We start from the raw sequence: 17,300 nt of genomic DNA on the forward strand, positions 1-17,300 counted from the left end.
GAGCCTAGCCGTCCGCCCGGGGGGCGCCGTCCGTGCCCGATTCGCCTTGGAGGATCCGCTCAAGTCGCTCCCGTCCGGGCAGGTCACGGGGGCGGACGACGCGGCCGCTGCGGACGTGGAGGAAGGCGGCGGAGACCCGGTCGAGGGGGGTGCCGGTGGCTTCCGCCCAGGCGAGGCGGTACACGGCGAGCTGGAGGGGATCGGCCTGGGTGGTGCGGCCGGTCTTCCAGTCGACCACCTCGTACGAGCCGTCGGGGTTGCGGTACACGGCGTCGATCCGGCCGCGGATCACCCGCCCGGCGAGGGTGAGCTGGACCGGCGCCTCCATCCGGTACGGGGTGCGCTCTGCGTACTCGCTGCGCTCGAAGGCGGCCTTGAGCGCGGCGAGGTCGGCCTCGTCGGCGACCTCCTGGTCGGAGCCGGGCAGGTCGGCGGCGGGGTCGAGGAGGTCGTCGAGGAGCGGCAGGGGCAGCTCGTCGAAGCGGGACTCGACCCAGGCGTGGAAACGGGTGCCCTGGCGTGCCGCGGGCTGCGGGGGCTTGGGCATGGGGCGCGCGAGATCGCGTACGAAGCCCTGCTCGTCGGCGGCGAGGCGCAGGAGCTGGCTCGCGGACAGGGCGGAGGGCAACTCGACGTCCCGCACGGCTGCGCGGGCGCGGCGGAGCTCGCCCTCCAGGGCGTCGAGGTCCCGGTCCCAGGAGGCGATGGTGCGGGCCTCCTCGGGGGTGAGCCCGTCGCCTGCGGCGGGCCGCACGGGCTCTCCCGCCCAGAGGTCGTCGCCGGGGTCGACGGCGCCGGGCTCGCGCCGGTGCCCCCCGGCCGGGCCGGGACGGAGGTTCTGCTCCCCCACCCCGCCCCTTCCCGAAACCGGGGCTCCGCCCCGGACCCCGGGGGACCCGTCCCCGGCTGCGCCGGGCCGCTCGGGCACGGCTTCGCCGGCCCACAGGTCGTCCGGCGGAGGAGGGGGTTCGTCGTCGTACGACGGGTCCTCGCAGTCCGGGGGCCAGAGGTACGGGTCGTCCGCCGGGGGGTCGGGGGTGAGGTGGGCTTCGACCAGGGCGGCCGCCTGGCGGCGGAGGGCCAGGGAGGACGGGTCCAGGGGCAGGGGCCAGGAGTGGTCCGGGGCCGCGTCGGCGGCCAGGGCCGGGTTCTCGGCGTCGGGGGCCGGTTCCTCCGCCCAGGCCTCGATCTCGCCGAAGCCGGCCGCGCAGTGGTCGTGGAGGGCCGTCAGGAAGGCCGAGGGGCCCCGGCGGCGCTTCTGGGTCGGCCCCCACCAGTGGCCCGAGGCGAGCAGGAGGGAGCGGGGCCGGGTGAAGGTCACGTAGCCGAGGCGGAGCTCTTCGGTCTGCTTGTGGGTCTTCAGGGCCGCCTTGAAGGACTTCAGGCTCGCCGAGGTCCACTCCGGGGCGGCCGGCAGGGTGCCGGCGTCGCCGCGCAGGGCGTACGGGAGGACCTTCGGGTACGAGGTCCAGGCCTCGGGGGCCTTCTCCTTCGGGAAGGAGCCCGCGCACAGGTCGGGAACGACGACCACGTCCCACTCCAGGCCCTTGGACTTGTGGGCCGTGAGGACCTTCACCGTGTTCTCCCCGCCGGGGAGCGCGTGGTCGAGGCCCTTCTCGTACTGGGCGGCGGTGCGCAGGAAGCCGAGGAAGGCCAGCAGGGTCGCCTCCCCGTCCAGGGCCGCGAAGCCGGCCGCGACGTCCAGGAAGCCGGACAGGGTCTCGCGCCGGCGGGCCGCCAGGGCGTGCGGGGAGGCCGACAGCTCCACGTCCAGGCCCGTCGTGGCCAGGACCCGGTGCAGGACGTCCATCAGGGGGTCGGCGAGGGAGCGGCGCAGGTCGCGGAGCTCCTGCGCGAGGTGCGCGAAGCGGACCCGGGCGGCCGCCGAGAAGGGCAGGCCTTCCGGGGTCGAACCGTCCAGGAAGGTCTCCAGCGCGTCGGCCAGCGAGACGACCTCGGCCGGGTCGACGCCCTCGACCGCCGCCGCGAGCCGGCCGTCGGGCCCGTCGGAGGCGTCGGGGCGGGCCACCAGCTGCCGGGCCAGACGCCCCAACAGGGCCAGGTCCCGGGCGCCGATCCGCCAGCGGGGGCCGATCAGGAGGCGGACCAGTGCGGCATTGGCGCCGGGGTCCTGGAGCACCTCGCAGACGGAGACCAGGTCGGCCACCTCCGGCAGGTGCAGCAGGCCGGACAGGCCGACGACCTCCACCGGGACGTCCCGGGCGACCAGGACGTCCTGGATCTGGGCGAAGTCGGCGGCCGAGCGGCACAGGACCGCGATCTCGCCGGGCTCCCAGCCGGTGCGCACCAGGTGGGCGACGGAGTCGCCCAGCCACTCCAGCTCCTCGGCGTGCGTCTCCAGCAGGGCGCAGCGGACCACGCCGTCGCTCTCGGCGCCCGGGGCGGGGCGCAGCGCCTCGACGCCCTCGTGCATGGCGCGCAGCGGGGCGGCGAGGCCGTTGGCCAGGTCGAGGAGGCGGCCGCCGCTGCGCCGGTTCTCGCTGAGGGAGAGGCGGGTCGCGGGGGTGCCGCCGGCGTGCGGGAAGTGCTCGGGGAAGTCGTCGAGGTTGGCCACGGACGCGCCGCGCCAGCCGTAGATGGCCTGGCAGGGGTCGCCGACGGCGGTCACCGCGTGCCCCGTGCCCCCGCCGAAGAGGCCGGACAGCAGCAGCCGCTGGGCGACGGAGGTGTCCTGGTACTCGTCGAGGAGGACCACCCGGAACTCCTCGCGGAGCAGGCCGCCGACCTCCGGGCGGGTGGTGGCGAGCCGCGCGGAGAGGGCGATCTGGTCGCCGAAGTCGAAGAGGTCTCGGGAGCGCTTGGCGGCCCGGTAGCGGGAGACCAGTTCCAGCAGCTCCAAGCGGCCGCGCACCGCTTCCGGGACCTTGCGCAGGTCGTCGTTGGTGAGCTTGGCGACGGCGAGCCCGTCGAGCAGCCCGGTGTCGTGCGCGCGCAGTGCGTCCGGCTCGACGAGGTGCTCGGAGAGTTCCCCGTCGAGCGCGAGGAGGTCGCTGACCAGGTCGGGGACGGATTTGGTGAGGGAGGGGTAGGGGCCGGGGGCCTCGCGGAGCACCTTCGCGGCGAGCTGGAAGCGGGTGGCGTCGGCGAGGAGGCGGGCGCTGGGCTCCAGGCCGATGCGCAGGCCGTGGTCCTTGAGGAGCTGCCCGGCGAAGGCGTGGTAGGTGGAGATGCGGGGCTCGCCGCCGGCCGTCCCGGCCGCCACGTCGGCCGGGGAAGGGTCGGGGTCGGTGACGCCGGCCCGGGCGAGGGCCTTGCGGACGCGCTCGGCCAGCTCGCCGGCGGCCTTGTTGGTGAAGGTCAGGCCGAGGACCTGCTCGGGGGCGACCGTGCCGGTGCCGACCAGCCAGACCACGCGGGCGGCCATGACGGTGGTCTTGCCGGAGCCGGCGCCCGCGACGATGACCTGGGGAGCGGCGGGGGCGGTGACGCAGGCCAGCTGTTCGGGCGTGAACGGGATCCCGAGGAGCTCCTTGAGCTGCTCGGGATCGTCGAGGACGGGGGCGCGCCCGGACACGTACGCGGTCACCTCAAAAGGCTAGCCGGAGCCGCCGACACTCCCGGCCGCCGTCTCGCCGGCCGGTCATTCGACGGTCTGGCGTCCCTCGGGCAGGGCGCTGCACGCGCTGCGGAAGGTGCAGCGGGTGCAGTGTTCGCCGGTGGCGGGGGCGAAGCGCTCGTCGAGGACCCGTCCGGCCGCGGTGGCCAGCAGGTCGCCGACCCATTCGCCGGAGCCTCCGCCGGACAGCGGTTCCTGCGCCTGGATCTTCGGGACCTCGTCGCCGCCGTCGCGTTTGGCGGCGCCCTGGCGCAGCTGGACGAGTTCGGCGCCGCCGGGTTCGGGACGGCGGCCGTCGAAGACCTCGTCGACGGCGCCCTCGCGGACGGCGAGCTGGTAGACGGCGAGCTGGGGGTGGCGGGCGACCTCGTCCTTGGTCGGGGCGCCCTTGCCGGTCTTGAAGTCGACGACGTACGCGCGGCCCTGCGGGTCCGCTTCCACGCGGTCCATGGAGCCGCGGATCCGTACGGCGTACTCGCCCGCGTCGAGGGTGACGTCGAAGTCGTGCTCGGTGGCGACGGCGGCCCGGCCGCCGCGGTCGGTGGTGTGCCAGCGCAGGAAGCGCTCCAGGGCGGCGCGGGCGTTGTCCTTCTCCTGGCGGGACTTCCAGGGGGCGTCGAAGGCGAGGGCGTCCCAGACGGAGTCGAGGCGTTCCATGAGGACGGCGAGGTCGGCGGGGGTGCGGCCGGAGGCGACCTCGTCGGCGAGGACGTGGACGACGTTGCCGAAGCCCTGGGCGGCGGTGGAGGGGGTGTCGGCCTTGACCTCGCGGCCCAGGAACCACTGGAGGGAGCAGGTGTTGGCGAGCTGGTCCAGGGCGCTGCCGGAGAGGGCCACGGGCCGGTCGCGGTCGCGGAGCGGCACGGCGGAGGCGGTGGGCTCGTACAGGCCCCACCAGCGCTGCGGGTGCGCGGCGGGCACCAGGGGGCGGTCCTCGTCGTCGGTGAGCGCGGCGAGCCGGGCCAGGCGCCGGGCGGCGGCGTCGCGCAGGGCGGGCGAGGCGTCGGGGTCGACGGTGGTGGCGCGGAGCTCGGCGACGAGCGCGGTGACGGCGAGGGGGCGGCGGGGGCGGCCGGTGACGTCCTTGGGGGTGACGCCGAGTTCGGTGAGGAAGCGGGCGGGCTGGTCGCCGTCCTCGGCGGGGGCCTTGACGGCGGTGACGACGAGGCGGTGGCGGGCGCGGGTGGCGGCGACGTAGAAGAGCCGCCGCTCCTCGGCGAGGAGGGCGCCGGGGGTGAGGGGTTCGGCGAGGCCGTCCCGGCCGATGCGGTCGGCTTCGAGGAGGGAGCCGCGGCGGCGCAGGTCGGGCCAGAGCCCTTCCTGGACCCCGGCGACGACGACGAGGCCCCACTCCAGGCCCTTGGAGCGGTGGGCGGTCATGAGGCGCACGGCGTCGGTGCGGAGCGCCTTGCCGGTGAGGGTGTCGGCGGCGATGTCCTCGGCCTCGAGCTGTTCGAGGAAGTTGAGCGCGCCGCGGCCGCCGGTGCGTTCCTCCGCGCGGGCGGCGTTGTCGAAGAGGGCGCAGACCGCGTCGAGGTCGCGGTCGGCGTTGCGGCCGGCGGTGCCGCCGCGGCGGGCCTGGCGTTCGAGGCGCTGCGGCCAGGGGGTGCCGTCCCAGAGGGTCCAGAGGGCCTCCTCGGCGGTGCCGCCGCCCTGGAGCAGCTCGCGGGTCTTGCGCAGCAGCAGGCCGAGGCGCTGCGCTCCGCGGGCGTAGGCGGGGTCGTGGGCGGTGAGCCGCTCGGGCTCGGCGAGGGCGCGGGCCAGCAGTACGTCGGAGGGCGCGGGCACGGCGACGCCGGCTGCCCGCTCCTCGTCGCGCAGCGCCCGCCCGAGCCGGCGCAGGTCGGCGGCGTCCATCCCGCCGAGCGGCGAGGTGAGCAGCACGGCAGCCCCCTCGACCCCGACCCACCCTTCGCCTCCGGCGGTCGCGGGGGTCTCGGCGTCGCCCCCGGGGGCGTCGGATCCCGCCTCGGCGGGGCCGGTTCCTCCGGCGGTCGCGGGGGGTTCGGGGTCGCCCCCCGGGGCGTCGGATCCCGCCTCGGCGCCGGAGGGAAGGTCCCGCCCACCCGCCCCGAAGTCGCGAGCGAGCTCGCGCACCCCGGCGCCTGCGGCACCCGTCGCGGACGCCGCGGAGCCTGCCGTCTCGGCGGCCTCCGGCAGCCCCGCCGACACCGCGGCAACGCCCGGGAGGGCGGCGGCGGATACGGCCCCGCCCGACGGGGCGCCTGCGGCCACCGGCCGGGCGCCATCCGGCTCCCCGCCCGGCAGGGCGGCCGCGGCCGGGAGGACGGAGCGCTCCCCGTCACCGCCCGGCAGGGCTGCGGTGGCCGTGAGGCGGAGGGCTGTCAGGAGGGGGGAGACGGCGGGTTCGTGGCGGAGGGGGGTGGATGCCGCGTCGGTCTCCGCCGGGACTCCGGCCGCGATCAGGGCGCGGCGCATCGCCGGGAGGGTGCGGCCGCCCGCGCGGACCAGGACGGCCATGTCCCGCCAGGGCACGCCGTCCTCCAGGTGGGCGCGGCGCAGGATGTCGGCGATGTTGTCCAGCTCGGCGCCGGCCGTCGGGTACGTGTACACCTCCACGCTGCCGCCCTCCCGGGCCGGGGTGAGGTCCCGGTGCGCCCGGACGGCGGCCGCGGGCAGCCGCGGTACCGGCATGCGGGTGGTGAGGAGGCGGGTGGCGGCCAGCAGGTTCGAGCCCGAGCGGCGGCCGACCGTCAGGGCCCGGACCTCCGCGCCCGGGAAGGCCGACTCGAAGTCGAGGACGTTGTTGATGTCGGCGCCGCGGAAGGCGTAGATCGACTGGTCGGGGTCGCCGAAGGCCACCAGCGTCCCGGCCGGCCCGTTCAGCGCGCGCAGCAGCCGCAACTGGGAGGCGTCGGTGTCCTGGTACTCGTCCACGAGGATCACGTCGTACGTGGCGGCGAGCGACGGGGTGGTCTCCGCCAGGAGGACGGCGCGGTGCAGGAGTTCCGCGTAGTCCAGGGAGCCCTGGAGGTCGAGGACGTCGAGGTACTCGGAGAGGAAGGCCGCGGCCGCCTTCCAGTCGGGGCGGCCGATGCGGTCGGCGAAGGTGGCGAGGGCCTCCGGGCCCAGGCCGAGTTCGCGGGCGCGGGCGAGGACGGCGCGGACCTCGTCCGCGAACCCGCGCGTGGTCAGCGCGGCCCGCAGGTCGTCCGGCCAGCGGATGGACCGCAGCCGCCGCTGGCCCTCCAGCAGCGTGCGGACCATCACGTCCTGCTCCGGGCCGGACAGCAGCCGCAGCGGGTCGGCGAAGAGCTCGTGGTCCTGGTGGGCGCGGACCAGGCCGTAGCAGAAGGAGTGGAAGGTGGTGGCCTGCGGGGCGCGGGCGCCGCCGAGCCGCAGGGCGGCGCGGTCGCGCAGCTCCACGGCCGCCTTCCGGCTGAAGGTGAGGATCAGGATCCGGGCGGGGTCGGTGCCCGCCTCGACCCGGGCTGCGGCGGCCTCGACGAGGGTGGTGGTCTTGCCGGTGCCGGGGCCGGCCAGGACCAGGAGCGGTCCGCGGGTGTGATCAACCACCGCCTGCTGGGCTGCGTCCAGAACAGGGGGAGCCACCTGGACCGGCCCGGTGCGCACCAGGCGGTACGCGTCAGGCGTGCGCGTACGCCGCTCCGAGCGGCCGGGGGGAGAGGTGATCACGTGGGGTGCCGGTCCTGGTGGGTCTGCGGTTGCTGCGGTCTGGCCGGCGGCCGCGGAGGTCGGGGGGACCGCGGCCGCGTACGCCGAAGAGGCAACGCTACGCCAACCTCGCCGGCTGCCGCAGTCCGTCCCGCGGGGTGCGGAAGTCGCCCGGGAGGTCTGCGGCATCCTCCCCCGTACGGGCCTTCGACCCTCCGCCCGCGTCTCGTATGCCGGAAGCTGTCAGGTGTGAGCCTCGTCGCCTCCGGCCCCCTCGTCGCGCCCGTCCCAGCGCGCCCTGCGCATGGCCAGCCGGGGTTCGCCGGAGGGGGTCTCGCGCAGCGGGGTGCCCTCGGTCCGGTAGTGCTCCAGGGCCCGCCGCTCGCTGCCGGGCAGTGGTACGCCGTCCGCCCGGACCACCCGCCACCAGGGCACCGCTCCTCCGTACAGGGCCATGACACGCCCGACTTGGCGCGGTCCTCCCTCGCCGAGCCACTCGGCGACGTCCCCGTACGTCATCACCCGGCCGGGCGGAATCCGCTCGGCCAGCTCCAGTACCCGCTCCGCGTAGGCGGGCAGCTCTTCGCTCATTCGGCACATGGTGCCGGATGCTCCGGCCGGTCCGGTGGAAGCTTTCCTTCCGTACCGGCGCGCACCCTGCTGCCCCGCACGACCGCCCGTCCGTGCCACCATCTTCCGGGCGGTGACTGGTGATACGTGATCAAGAAGAGACGGATGTGACGGCGAAGGAGCGGGTTGTGAGCCCTCCGGACGGCGCGGCGAGGGGCGATGACGCGCGCCCGGACGAGGCGCACCCCGACGACCCGCCCGGCCACACGCCGACGGCGGCCGACCGCGTCGAGGTGGACGAGCCGCTGCTCGCCGCCCGCGTGCACCGGCCCTCCGACCTGGTACGCCTGCTCTCCGGGATCCTGGGCATCGCCGTCGTGCTCGGCATCGCCGCCTTCGCCCACGGCACCACCGCGGGCCTGGAGCAGGACATCACGCAGGGCACCGGCCAGGCGCCGGCCCTGCTGATCAAGGTCGCGGGGCTGGTGTCCAGCATCGCCGTGCTGCTCGTGCCGGTGGCCTTCGCCATCGAGCGGCTGATCAAACGCGACGGGCTGCGCATCGCCGACGGCGTCCTCGCGGCCGTGCTCGCGCACGGGGTGACCCTGGCCACCGACCTGTGGGTGTCGCAGGGCGCCCCCGAGACCATCCAGGACGCCCTGACCCGTGCCACCGGCACGGCCGGCTCCACGGACCCGGTGCACGGGTACCTCGCGCCCGTGATCGCGTACATGACCGCCGTCGGGATGACCCGGCGGCCCCGCTGGCGGGTCGCGCTGTGGGTGGTGCTGCTGTTGGACGCCTTCGCCATGCTGGTCAGCGGCTACACCACGCCGTTCTCCATCATCCTGACCGTGCTGATCGGGTGGAGCGTGGCGTACGGAACCCTGTACGCCGTCGGTTCGCCGAACGTCCGGCCCACCGGTCAGAACCTCCTCGCCGGCCTGCGCCGCGTCGGCTTCCAGCCGGTCAGCGCGATGCGCGCCGAGCCCACGGACGGGGACAGCACCGAGACCGGCGACCGGGGCCGCCGGTACCACGTCACGCTGGAGGACGGGCCGCCGCTGGACGTCACCGTCGTCGACCGCGAACAGCAGGCGCAGGGCTTCTTCTACCGGGTCTGGCGGCGGATGACCCTGCGCGGGATCACCACCCGGCGCAGCATCCAGTCGCTGCGCCAGGCCCTCGAACAGGAGGCCCTGCTCGCGTACGCGGCGATCGCGGCCGGGGCGAACGCGCCGAAGCTGATCGCCACCTCCGAGCTGGGTCCGGACGCCGTGATGCTCGTCTACGAGCACCTGGGCGGCCGCAACCTGGACGCGCTCGCCGACGAGGAGATCACGGACGGGCTGAGCCGCAACGCGTGGGAGCAGGTGCGTGCCCTGCAGTCGCGCCGCATCGCGCACCGCCGGCTCACGGGGGACGCGCTGGTGGTGGATCGTTCCGGCAAGGTGATCCTCACGGACCTGCGGGGCGGTGAGATCGCGGCCGGCGACCTGGTGCTGCGGATGGACATCGCACAGCTGCTGACCACGCTCGGCTTGCGGGTCGGCGCGGAGCGGTCGGTGGCCTCGGCGGTGTCGGTGCTCGGGCCGGACACGGTGGCGGACTGCCTGCCGCTGCTCCAGCCGATCGCGCTGAGCCGCTCCACCCGGGCGACCCTGCGCCGGCTGGCCCGGGAGCGGGCCGACCGGCAGCGGGAAGCCGTACTGGAGTCCTCGCGTGCGGCGAAGGCCGCGCGCGAGGCGGGCTCCGAACCCGCGGCGGCCACCGCCGCGGCGGACCGCAAGGCCGAGAAGAGGGCGCTGGACGACGCCCTGGAGGGGGCGCGGGAGGAGGACCTGCTGAGTCAGATCCGCCAGCAGGTGCTGCTGATCCGCCCGCAGGCGCCGGTGGAGCCGGCCCGGCTGGAACGGATCCGGCCGCGCACCCTGGTGTCCTTCATCGCGGGTGCCTTCGGCGCGTACTTCCTGCTCACGCAGCTGGCCCACGTGGACTTCGCGACGATCATCGGCGAGGCGCAGTGGGGCTGGGTCGGGGCGGCGCTGGCGTTCTCGGTGCTGACGTACTTCGCGGCGGCGATGAGCCTGCTGGGCTTCGTCCCGGAACGGGTCCCCTTCCTGCGGACGGTGGTCGCGCAGGTCGCGGGGTCCTTCGTGAAGCTGGTGGCCCCGGCGGCGGTGGGCGGTGTCGCGCTGAACACCCGCTTCCTCCAGCGGGCCGGGGTCCGGCCCGGGCTGGCCGTGGCGAGCGTCGGCGCGTCCCAGTTGTTCGGGCTGGCCAGCCACATCCTGCTGCTGCTGGCCTTCGGCTACCTGACGGGTACCGAGAAGACCCCGGAGATGGCCCCGTCGAGGACGGTGATCGCGGGTCTGCTGACGGTGGCGGTGCTGGTGCTGGTCGTCACGGCGGTGCCGTTCCTGCGGAAGTTCGTGGTGACGCGGGTGCGGGCGCTGTTCGCGGGCGTGGTGCCGCGCATGCTGGACGTGCTCCAGCGGCCGCAGAAGCTGGTGACGGGCATCGGCGGGATGCTGCTGCTGACCGGCTGCTTCGTGATGTGCCTGGACGCGTCGATCCGCGCCTTCGGGGGCGGCGAGGCCATCAGCTACGCGAGCATCGCGGTGGTGTTCCTGGCGGGCAACGCGCTGGGTTCGGCGGCGCCGACGCCGGGCGGCATGGGTGCGGTGGAGACCACCCTGACGCTGGGTCTGATCGCGGCGGGGCTGGAGAAGGAGGTCGCGATCTCGGCGGTGCTGCTGTTCCGCCTGATGACCTTCTGGCTGCCGGTGCTGCCGGGGTGGGTGTCGTTCAACTTCTTGACGCGCAAGGAAGCCATCTAGCTCCGCAGGTTCCGCCGGTCCCGCCGTGGCCGGGGTGGGTGGGCCGCTGCGCGGGGCGGAGTCCCCACACCCGCCCTTCGCCCGTTCCCCGTGGCTCCGCCCCAGCCCCGCGCCTCAATCGCCGACGGGGCTGAATTCGACGGCGTTTGAGGCGAGAACGGGTGGCGGGCGGGGAGGGGCCAGGCCCCGCGCAGCGGCCCACCGGCCCCGGCCGCCCGCACCGGCCCCGCCCCGGGTCCGGCGGCCGGAGGCTGTCGCAGCGGCGCGAAGCCGGTGGGGCCGGCCGCGGCCGAGCCGCGCGAGCGGCGCGTCAGGAAGGAATCAGCAGCACCGTCAGGAGGGCGGCCGCGCAGGAGAGTTCCACCGCGCCGACGACGGCCGGCCGCAGGCCACGGCCCGGGAGGGCGGCGGCGCGGGCGAGGTAGCCGGCGAAGGGGAGCGCCAGCCACGGGGAGAGCAGCACGGCCGGCGCGACGGCCGCCGCGTGGTAGGCCACCGAGCCCCGCCGGTAGGCCCGCGAGTTCCGTTCCCGGATCATCGTCTTCACGTACGGCACCGTCCCCGCGAAGTACAGCAGGCACGCCACCGCCGCCGGCCACGCCCCGCCCGGGCCCAGCCCCCCGAGCCGGGCCGCGACCAGCGCCATCCCACACGCCGGGACCACCGCCGCGAGGCCGTTGGCCAGCGCCCGCTCCCGGCCCCGCCGGGCGTACCAGGTGTTGACCGCCAGGAAGGGCAGCGCCGCCGCGGCCGCGAGCAGCAGCCAGGGGTGCGCCACCGCCAGTGGCAGCGCGGCCGCCGCACACGCCCCGCCGAGGACCAGCGCCGGCCGGACGTGCCGTCCCGCCGAGCGCAGGCCGCGCGCGTGCAGCCGCAGCCACTGCTGGGCGTGGAAGACCGCCGCGTACCCGAGCAGCCAGGCGGCGAGCAGCACCGCGTGCGTCCACCCGGGGTGCGGGGCGAGGAGGGTGCCCGCGAGGAACGGCACCACCAGCATCGCCCACGCCCCGTGCTGGTCCGGGATCCAGTTCCGCCAGATTCGCCTGCGAGCCATGGAAGCGAACCTCCCACGCATTCAAAGCGGAGTTTTTCCGCGTGATTCGATTCCGGCAATTCCCGGCCACTCGGCCCGGTGAAGTGCGGAAGTCGGTCACCCCTACCCGGGACCCTTGCCGCCCGCCGGGACTTTGCCGCGGGCGTAGCGTCGACGAGTGGTCCGGCTTTCCGGGACCGCCCCACCCACTCCGTTTCCGGTCGCCTGGAGGGTCACCTTGAACGCGCGTGATTCCGTCGATTCAGCCGTCGATTCGCTCGTCAGGGCGGGTGTTTTCTTCACCCGCGCCGAGGTCTCCGACGACCTGCGCACGGTGCACCGGACCGGCGGCCGGGCCGCCGAGGCGTTCTACCGGGACCGGTGGAGCCACGACAAGGTGGTCCACTCCACCCACTCGCCGCTCGCGCACGAGGAGCTCGCGGCGGTCCCGTACGCCTCGACGGCGGTCGTCACGCTGGTGTTCTCCCGCGGACGGGCCCACGCCCTCCCGGAGGGCAACGGCTTCCTGGTCCCGCCGGCGGACGGGCGCACCCTGAAGGCGGCGTCGTTCCTGTCGAACAAGTGGGCCTGGCTGCGGGACGCGGCGCCCTCGGAGTTCGTGGTGCGCGCCTCCGTCGGCCGGATCGGCGAGGCGGGCCTGCTGGAGCGCCCCGACCGGCACCTGATCCGTACGGTCGCCGCCGAACTCCGCCAGGCGGTCGGCGCCACGGGCGTACCCCACGCCGCCCGGGTGACCCGCTGGGACCGGGGCCTGCCCCAGTACGGCGTGGGCCACCTTGACCGGGTCGCCCGGGTCCGCGAGGCCGCTGGGAACCTCCCGGGCCTGGCCCTGTGCGGCGCGGCGTACGAGGGCGTGGGCGTGGCCGCCTGCGTCGCCACCGGCCGCGCCGCGGCCCGGCGGGCCGTCGGCGGGGCCTGAGCCGGCCCGTCCCCGGACCCCCCGAACGGGTCAGCGCGGGGGCGGGGGCGGGGGCGCGCCCACAGGATGGGGGCATGCCGAGAAACGTCCTGCGGGCCACCACCGCCGCCGCGCTCGCCGCCACGCTGCTCACCACCGGCGCCTGTTCCGACGGCGGCGACAGCGGAGGGCGGAGAACCGGTACCGGAGCCGCCAAGCCGGTCAAGCCCCTGTCCTGGGGCGGGTGCGACGCGCCCACGGCCGCCGAGGGCGGCGGGCAGGCGCCCGGCCAGGACTGGCAGTGCGCCACGCTCGACGTACCGCTCGACTACGCGGAACCCGAGGGCGAGACCATCCCCATCGCCCTGATCCGCGCGAAGGCCCGCAACAAGTCCAAGCGGCTCGGCTCGCTGGTGTTCAACTTCGGCGGGCCCGGCGGTTCCGGGATCTCCACGCTGCCCGGCGCCGCCAAGGAGTACGAGGCCCTGCGCACCCGGTACGACCTGGTGAGCTTCGACCCGCGCGGGGTCGGCCGCAGCGCCCCCGTCCGCTGCGAGGACGACAAGCAGCTCGACGCCTACTACGCGCAGGACTCCTCCCCGACGACCCCGGAGGAGGAGAAGGCCTTCGTCGACGGCATCCGCAGGTACCAGCAGGCCTGCCGGGCCAACTCGGGCAAGGTGCTCCCGTACGTGGGCACCGAGAACGCCGCCCGAGACCTGGACCGGATCCGTCAGGCCCTCGGCGACGAGAAGCTGAACTACTTCGGGATCTCCTACGGCACCGAACTCGGCGGGGTCTACGCCCACCTGTTCCCGAAGAACGTCGGCCGGGCGGTCTTCGACGCCGTCGTGGACCCCACCAAGGACGCCGAACAGGGCGCGCTGGGCCAGGCGAAGGGCTTCCAGCTGGCCCTCGGCAACTTCGCCCAGGACTGCGTGAACCGCGGCGACCAGTGCCGGATCCAGGGCAGCACCGCCAAGGAGATCGAGGCCAACGTCATCAAGCTGCAGAAGGAGCTGGCCGCCAAGCCCATCGCCGGCATCGGGGACCGGCGGCTCACCGAGTCCCAGGCGACCAACGGCATCGCGCAGGCCCTCTACTCCAAGGAGCTGTGGCCGCTGCTGGAACAGGGCCTGGACGAGGCCGAAGGCGGTCAGGGGCAGCTGCTGATGGCCCTGTCCGACGCCCTCAACGGCCGCGACCAGAACGGCCGCTACAGCAACATCGGCGCGGCCAACACCGCCATCAACTGCGCCGACTCGAAGGAGCGCTACACGCTGGAGGAGACCAAGGCCCGGCTGCCGGAGTTCCGTTCGGCCTCGCCCGTCTTCGGGGAGTTCCTCGGCTGGGCGATGCTGAGCTGCACCGACTGGCCGGTGCCCGGCGCCTGGCAGACCCCGGACGTGTCGGCCCCCGGGGCCGCCCCGATCCTGGTGATCGGCAACACCGGTGACCCGGCGACCCCGTACGAGGGCGCGCGCAAGATGGCCGAGCGGCTGGGCAAGGGCGTGGGCGTGGAGCTGACGTACAAGGGCGAGGGGCACGGCGCGTACAACAGCGGCGACAAGTGCGTGCAGGGCGCGGTGAACGCGTACCTGCTGGACGGGAAGGTGCCGGGCGCCGGCACGGTCTGCACGGCGGCCTGAGCCGGGCCGGGCACGCGGAAGGGGGCCGTACCCGCCGGGCGGGTACGGCCCCCTTCAGGGCACTTCGCAGGGCACTTCTAGTAGACCGGCTTCTCGGGCTCGATCTGGTGGACCCAGCCGATGACGCCGCCGCCGACGTGCACCGCGTCGGAGAAGCCCGCGGACTTCAGCACCGCGAGGACTTCCGCACTGCGGACACCCGTCTTGCAGTGCAGGACGATGCGCTTGTCCTGCGGCAGGTCCTGGAGGGCGGTGCCCATCAGGAACTCGCCCTTGGGGATCAGCTTCGCGCCGGGGATCGAGACGATCTCGTACTCGTTCTTCTCGCGGACGTCGATGATCTCGATCGGTTCGTCGCCGTCGATCCACTCCTTGAGCTGCTTCGGAGTGATCGTGGAGCCGGCGGCGGCCTCCTGGGCCTCCTCCGACACGACGCCGCAGAAGGCCTCGTAGTCGATGAGCTCGGTGACGGTCGCGTTCGGACCGCAGACCGCGCAGTCGGGGTCCTTGCGGACCTTGACCTGGCGGTACTGCATCTCCAGGGCGTCGTAGATCATCAGGCGGCCGACGAGCGGCTCGCCGACGCCGGTGAGGACCTTGATGGCCTCGGTGACCTGGATCGAGCCGATGGACGCGCAGAGCACGCCCAGCACGCCGCCCTCGGCGCAGCTCGGGACCATGCCCGGCGGCGGGGGCTCCGGGTACAGGCAGCGGTAGCAGGGACCGTGCTCGGACCAGAAGACGGAGGCCTGGCCGTCGAAGCGGTAGATCGAACCCCACACGTACGGCTTGTTGAGCAGCACGCAGGCGTCGTTGACCAGGTAGCGCGTGGCGAAGTTGTCCGTGCCGTCGACGATGAGGTCGTACTGGCTGAAGATCTCCATCACGTTCTCGGCCTCGAGCCGCTCTTCGTGAAGGACCACGTTGACGTACGGGTTGATGCCCAGCACGCTGTCACGGGCGGACTCGGCCTTGGAGCGGCCGATGTCCGACTGGCTGTGGATGATCTGGCGCTGCAGGTTCGACTCGTCGACCTCGTCGAACTCCACGATGCCCAGGGTGCCGACGCCGGCCGCGGCCAGGTACATGAGGGCGGGCGAGCCGAGGCCGCCCGCGCCCACGGCCAGCACCTTGGCGTTCTTCAGGCGCTTCTGGCCGTCCATCCCGACATCCGGGATGATCAGGTGGCGGGAGTACCGACGGACCTCGTCAACGGTGAGCTCAGCAGCTGGCTCTACCAGGGGTGGCAGCGACACGGGGACTCCGTAGATGGGTAAGTCTGAACGGTGGTTCTTCCCGTAACACTGCCACGCCCTTCTTCATTCCGAGACACCCGGTCCGATACGTGAGACGATTTCGTCCCAGTACGCGGGCATTGACGCCCAGGGGTCCCGGTCCGGGGTCCCGCGGCGGTCGGTGAACCAGATGGTTCCGGCGCCCTGCCAGCGGGCGACGCGGACGGCCTCCTCCAGGTGGGTGCGGGGCACGCCGTGGACGAGGTGGCAGAACCGCTCCGGCGGGTGGTCGGCCGTCCACTCCGCCACCTGCGACCAGCGGTAGTCGGCCCAGGCCCCGGAGAAGGTGACCAGCTGGTCGGCGGCCTCCACATAGCCCTCGTAGGGGTGCGTGCCGTGGCCCAGCACGATCCGCAGCCCCTCGCCGAGCCCCCGCAGGGCGTCGGTCACCCGGCGCACGGCGGGCAGCTCCGCCCGGCCGGCGGGGGCGCCTGCCAGGTAGAAGCCGCCGACGCCGTACCAGTCGCGGAAGCGGTGCGCGTCGGACACCAGCTCCCCGAAGGACCGGGAACCGTCCCGCATCGCGAGATGCCCGAGGACCGTGCCGCCCGCGCCCCGCAGCTTCGCCGCCGCCTCGGTGCAGTGCGGGTCCGGGCGGCCGCCGGGGCCGTCGGTGATGTTGAGCACCGCCCAGTGCAGCGGGGTCCCGGGGCGTGTCAGCTCGGCCCACTCCACCGGGGCGACCAGCGGGTGCGCGTAGCCGGGGATGCCCAGGCCGAGCCGGCCGGCCTCGGTCGCGGCGGCCGCCGTGGCCCCCGGCGGGGTGGTCAGATACGGCACGCCGCCTCCATCCAGATGTCCGCGAGGGACTCCTCCAGGTTGATCCGGGGCCGCCAGCCGAGCCGGTCCCGGGCGGTGCGCACGTCGGCCTGCTGCCAGGCGCCGCAGCCGTCGGGGTAGGGGTACGGCTGGGGGGTCGCGGCGAGCTGCTCGGGGGTGGCCTCGGAGCGGGGAGAGCCGATCGCGGAGAGGCCCTGCGGCCGGCCGCCGTGCCCGTGCCCGTGCCGGTCGGCGCCGTGCGGTACGTCCAGCTCGTGCAGGGCGCCGCCGTACCCGGCGACCCGGGCGAGGACGGCCGCCGCGTCGCGCAGCCGGACCGCGCGGCCGGTGCCGATGTTCACGACGCCCTGGGCGGCGGACAGGGAGGCCGCGTGGACGGCCCGCGCGACGTCCCGTACGTCGACGAAGTCGCGCTGCACCCCGAGGCCGCTGAGCTTGAGCTCGCCGTCCCCGGACTGCATGGCCCGCCGCATGGCCTCGGCGAGCCGGCCCAGCGGGGAGCCGGCCGGGGTGCCGGGGCCGACGGGCGAGAAGATCCGGAGCACGACGGCGTCCAGCCCGGAGCCGAGGACCAGCTCGGTGGCGGCGAGTTTGCTGACGCCGTACGGTCCGCCGGGTCTCGGGACGGCGTCCTCGGCCGTGGAGGAGCCGGGCTGGCTGGGCCCGTACTCGGCGGCACAGCCGAGCTGGACGAGCCGGGCGCCGCAGCCGCTGCGGCGCAGGGACTCGCAGATGGTGGCGACGGCGACGGTGTTGTGCCGGGTCAGCTCCCGGGCGCCGCCGCGGGTGGCGCCCGCGCAGTTGATGACCACGCCCGGGTGGACGGCGTCCAGGAACCGGGTGAGCGCGCCGGGGCTCCCGGTGGCGAGGTCGAAGCGGACGTCGGCGTCGTCGCCGCGGCCGAGCGCGGTGAGCTGCACGGCGGGGTCGGCGAGGAGCCGGTCCGCGACGTAGCGCCCGAGGTATCCGTTGGCTCCGATCAGCAGCACCCTCATCGCGCA

General features: G+C 74.8%; 10 protein-coding genes. 3 read left to right on the forward strand and 7 right to left on the reverse strand.

Annotated elements, in window-relative coordinates; translation table 11 throughout:
- Positions 1-4: 4 nt before the first annotated feature.
- The 3 genes from ACZ597_RS02625 to ACZ597_RS02635 form a co-directional block, all read right to left on the reverse strand.
- Positions 5-3,547, reverse strand: coding sequence for a UvrD-helicase domain-containing protein (locus ACZ597_RS02625; RefSeq protein WP_471323943.1), 3,543 nt, complete (start codon positions 3,545-3,547; stop codon positions 5-7).
- Between the two features lie 54 nt (positions 3,548-3,601).
- Positions 3,602-7,231 carry an ATP-dependent helicase gene (locus tag ACZ597_RS02630; RefSeq protein ID WP_471325104.1) on the reverse strand — a complete coding sequence of 1,210 codons (3,630 nt, stop codon included), beginning with the start codon at positions 7,229-7,231 and terminating at the stop codon, positions 3,602-3,604.
- A gap of 225 nt (positions 7,232-7,456) precedes the next feature.
- Positions 7,457-7,804 carry an MGMT family protein gene (locus ACZ597_RS02635; protein WP_471323946.1) on the reverse strand — a complete coding sequence of 116 codons (348 nt, stop codon included), beginning with the start codon at positions 7,802-7,804 and terminating at the stop codon, positions 7,457-7,459.
- 119 nt (positions 7,805-7,923) lie between these two features.
- Here ACZ597_RS02635 and ACZ597_RS02640 point away from each other — a divergent pair, with 119 nt between their 5' ends.
- Positions 7,924-10,623 carry a lysylphosphatidylglycerol synthase transmembrane domain-containing protein gene (locus ACZ597_RS02640; protein ID WP_471323949.1) on the forward strand — a complete coding sequence of 900 codons (2,700 nt, stop codon included), beginning with the start codon at positions 7,924-7,926 and terminating at the stop codon, positions 10,621-10,623.
- Positions 10,624-10,933: 310 nt separating this feature from the next.
- Here the strand turns inward: ACZ597_RS02640 and ACZ597_RS02645 are convergent, their stop codons facing one another.
- The gene (locus tag ACZ597_RS02645; protein WP_471323952.1) at positions 10,934-11,677 is read right to left on the reverse strand and encodes a YwiC-like family protein; all 744 of its coding nucleotides are present in this window, start codon (positions 11,675-11,677) and stop codon (positions 10,934-10,936) included.
- 217 nt (positions 11,678-11,894) lie between these two features.
- Here ACZ597_RS02645 and ACZ597_RS02650 point away from each other — a divergent pair, with 217 nt between their 5' ends.
- Both ACZ597_RS02650 and ACZ597_RS02655 read left to right on the forward strand, forming a co-directional pair.
- Positions 11,895-12,596: a protoporphyrinogen/coproporphyrinogen oxidase gene (locus ACZ597_RS02650; protein ID WP_471323955.1), complete on the forward strand. Its 702-nt coding sequence runs from the start codon at positions 11,895-11,897 to the stop codon at positions 12,594-12,596.
- A gap of 74 nt (positions 12,597-12,670) precedes the next feature.
- Complete coding sequence (locus tag ACZ597_RS02655; protein ID WP_471323958.1) at positions 12,671-14,224, forward strand: alpha/beta hydrolase; 1,554 nt, start codon at positions 12,671-12,673, stop codon at positions 14,222-14,224.
- Positions 14,225-14,301: 77 nt separating this feature from the next.
- Here ACZ597_RS02655 and moeZ read toward each other — a convergent pair whose 3' ends face one another.
- From moeZ to ACZ597_RS02670, 3 genes are all read right to left on the reverse strand, one after another.
- On the reverse strand, positions 14,302-15,480 hold the full coding sequence (gene moeZ, locus ACZ597_RS02660; RefSeq protein WP_471323961.1) for an adenylyltransferase/sulfurtransferase MoeZ: 1,179 nt from the start codon (positions 15,478-15,480) through the stop codon (positions 14,302-14,304).
- 63 nt (positions 15,481-15,543) lie between these two features.
- On the reverse strand, positions 15,544-16,299 hold the full coding sequence (locus tag ACZ597_RS02665) for a spherulation-specific family 4 protein (RefSeq protein ID WP_471323963.1): 756 nt from the start codon (positions 16,297-16,299) through the stop codon (positions 15,544-15,546).
- The gene (locus ACZ597_RS02670) at positions 16,287-17,294 is read right to left on the reverse strand and encodes an NAD-dependent epimerase/dehydratase (RefSeq protein ID WP_471323966.1); all 1,008 of its coding nucleotides are present in this window, start codon (positions 17,292-17,294) and stop codon (positions 16,287-16,289) included. Before ACZ597_RS02670 ends, ACZ597_RS02665 begins: the two co-directional genes overlap by 13 nt.
- Positions 17,295-17,300 lie beyond the last annotated feature (6 nt).

The sequence above is a fragment of the Streptomyces sp. NPDC040718 genome, assembly GCF_055593565.1.

What these genes read in the sequence shown, in the direction of transcription:
- ACZ597_RS02645 (WP_471323952.1), bottom strand. Translation starts at nt 11,677, where the DNA reads ATGGCTCGCAGGCGAATCTGGCGGAACTGGATCCCGGACCAGCACGGG.
- ACZ597_RS02635 (WP_471323946.1), bottom strand. Translation starts at nt 7,804, where the DNA reads ATGAGCGAAGAGCTGCCCGCCTACGCGGAGCGGGTACTGGAGCTGGCC.
- ACZ597_RS02655 (WP_471323958.1), top strand. Translation starts at nt 12,671, where the DNA reads ATGCCGAGAAACGTCCTGCGGGCCACCACCGCCGCCGCGCTCGCCGCC.
- ACZ597_RS02670 (WP_471323966.1), bottom strand. Translation starts at nt 17,294, where the DNA reads ATGAGGGTGCTGCTGATCGGAGCCAACGGATACCTCGGGCGCTACGTC.